Origin of the sequence: Roseovarius sp. D0-M9 (genome assembly GCF_037083805.1) — a bacterium.
Lineage (GTDB): Bacteria > Pseudomonadota > Alphaproteobacteria > Rhodobacterales > Rhodobacteraceae > Roseovarius.
Genome location: NZ_JBAPKZ010000095.1, coordinates 1 through 2377, shown reverse-complemented (window position 1 = coordinate 2377; position 2377 = coordinate 1). Strand labels below are relative to the sequence as shown.

The 2377-nt window shown below is 58.0% G+C and carries 1 protein-coding gene and 1 pseudogene; one reads left to right on the top strand and one right to left on the bottom strand.

Going from position 1 to position 2377, the window contains the following annotated elements; translation table 11 throughout:
* Positions 1 to 825: 825 nt before the first annotated feature.
* A pseudogene (locus tag V8352_RS21505) lies at positions 826 to 1407 on the top strand (transposase); the annotation flags it as partial.
* Positions 1408 to 1617: 210 nt separating this feature from the next.
* On the opposite strand, the gene V8352_RS21500 reads toward V8352_RS21505, so the two are convergent.
* Positions 1618 to 2256: a glutathione S-transferase family protein gene (locus V8352_RS21500; RefSeq protein ID WP_336426301.1), complete on the bottom strand. Its 639-nt coding sequence runs from the start codon at positions 2254 to 2256 to the stop codon at positions 1618 to 1620.
* Positions 2257 to 2377: the final 121 nt, after the last annotated feature.

The window sequence follows — 2377 nt, the reverse complement described above, 5'->3', positions numbered from 1 at the left end:
TCGTGGTCGCGCATCTCCTCGAGGGTCTGAATGAAAACATTTGCTTGTGTCTTGGGCAGCATGGTGAGTTTCCTTTCGGGTTGCAGCGGAGCGCAAAGGCCAGAACAGAAGGTCAACCAGCGCAGCAGAGCGATGGCGATCAAGGGACACAGAGCGGTCCGCAGATTGTTAAGAAGGGGCACGGGGGCTGGCCCGGTGGGCATTGCCAGTCTGGCACCGTCCCAAGGCATCATCCCGTTGGGCCTCGATCCGGGGTGTTGAATGAATTTTGCCCGACCCGGTTGAGGTGCCATCCGGGGGCGGTCCATTGCGTTCGCCCCAGTGGTTCAAGCGATCGGGGGGCGCAGTCAGCCAAAACCGATGAAGCTGAGCACCGCCAAGACGATGACAATTGCGCCAACGATGTAAACGATTTGGCTCATGGGTAATCTTTCCAAATGGTCAGGGCACCCGTCCGGCCAAAGTGTGGTCATGATTCGGAAGTCTGGTGCACCTTGTGGGCGCCCAGCCTGCAAGGTGCGGCGATCGTCGTTTGCGGATGGGCAGTCAGGTGTTCTTCAACGCCGTGATGAATCAAGGGAAGGGACGCCTCCAATTGCATCGAGCGAAGTCCTGACTGCCCGTTCTTGCAGTGCCCACCTCAAGACAAGTGGACACGAATCATCAGTACGCTTTGCCGTCTGCCTCACATAGGGTCGGAATCTACTCATCATGGGAAAGCGGCTGTACCAACAACAACTATTGTTGATCGTATAGGCGGAGTCCGATCAATCTGGACGGAAACGCTTATCGGACAGATAATCGGCCGTATCCTGACCTGCTCGTAAGAACGAAGCAAAAACGCGCGATCCCGAGATGTCGTCCACGAAGAAGGGCAACGACTGGTATTTCGGCATGAAGGCGCATGTCGGTGTCGATGCGCAGAGCGGGAACGTGCATAGCTTGGACACCACCACGGCCAAGACACACGACAGCCAGGTCTGGGACGAACTGCTGCACGGTGATGAAACGTCGATCTGGGCGGACAAGGGCTATGTCAACGCCACGCGGGAGGCCGTGTTCTCTGGTCCCGACAAGTTCTGGGGCGTCATGCGCAAGGCGCCGAAAGGCGGCGCGCTTCATCCCAGNGTCAACGCCACGCGGGAGGCCGTGTTCTCTGGTCCCGACAAGTTCTGGGGCGTCATGCGCAAGGCGCCGAAAGGCGGCGCGCTTCATCCCAGCGACGAAGACATCAACCGGATCATCGCCAAGGTGCGGGCACGGGTCGAGCATCCCTTCCGCGTGCTCAAGCGCCAGTTCGGTTACATCAAGACCCGCTATCGGGGTCTTGCGAAGAACCGCGCGCAGCTGTTCACGCTGTTCGCCCTTGGCAACCTGTTCCTTGTCCGACGAAAGCTGATGGCATGAGGTGGTGTCTGCCCGAAATCAGGGGTTGGGCGCCTCAGGGCTGCCTATTCTGGCACTCCGAGCGCAAAATCGGGCCTCACCCGCAAAATCAAAGCGCGATTGATCCGAAATCGGCGCAGTCGAAGCGGTAGATCAGATGCTCCTCAGTGAAGCCAATTTCTAAGACGTATTACTCTGGCTGGTTCAGGCGCGCCCTGGGAGCGGTGGCCGTCAATACTCCGGGTTTTCTACCCATGGCTGATAGACGTGCTGAACACTCGATCTTTGCAAAACTTTGTCAGCGATGCGCTTTGCATTGGAAAACTCGGATATGGCCGGGTGTCCTATGGCCGAGTTCAGCCATGTGGTCAGCATGAAGAGATAAATATCAGCCGCGCTGAACCGTTGACCCAGCATCCATTCGTTATCGCCAATCTGATCGTTGATGATCATCCAGGTCTCTCTCAGCCGACGGTTGCCCCGCCGGTGCGCACTTGGTTCATCCACCGGCGCGTCGACAAAGCGGTCCGGATAATAAGTGAGTTGAAAAGCGTTTTGAACCGAGTTGGAAAAATAGACCAAAGTCTGAAGATACGTCGCGCGCGCAGGATCCTCGACGGCCGGTGCCAGCCCTGCTTCGGGATGACGGTCGCAAAGAAAGACCGTGATCGCCGCGCATTCATACATTGCGCCGCCCTCCCATAACAGAACAGGGACCCAGCCGTTGGGATTGATCGCAAGCTGCTCCGGCGGGCGTGGCGTGTCCATTGCCACAGTCGTCTGGATGAGCTCGTAAGGGGCGCCGATTTCTTCCAACAAGACGCGGACGCCCATGGAGGCACTCTCGGGAGCGTAAAAAAGCTTGTACATCACTGAGGTCTCCTAACCCGGATAATTCATGAAGCTGCGGACTTGTGCTCAGGGGGGCAGTTTCCTGGGGTTTGGGTTTGTCTCGCGCACCCGACGTCGGCGTCCGGGTAGCAGGCCGTCC

Bases quoted from the DNA above. Each gene is read 5' to 3' on its own strand.
- V8352_RS21500 (WP_336426301.1), bottom strand. From the start codon at position 2,256: ATGTACAAGCTTTTTTACGCTCCCGAGAGTGCCTCCATGGGCGTCCGC.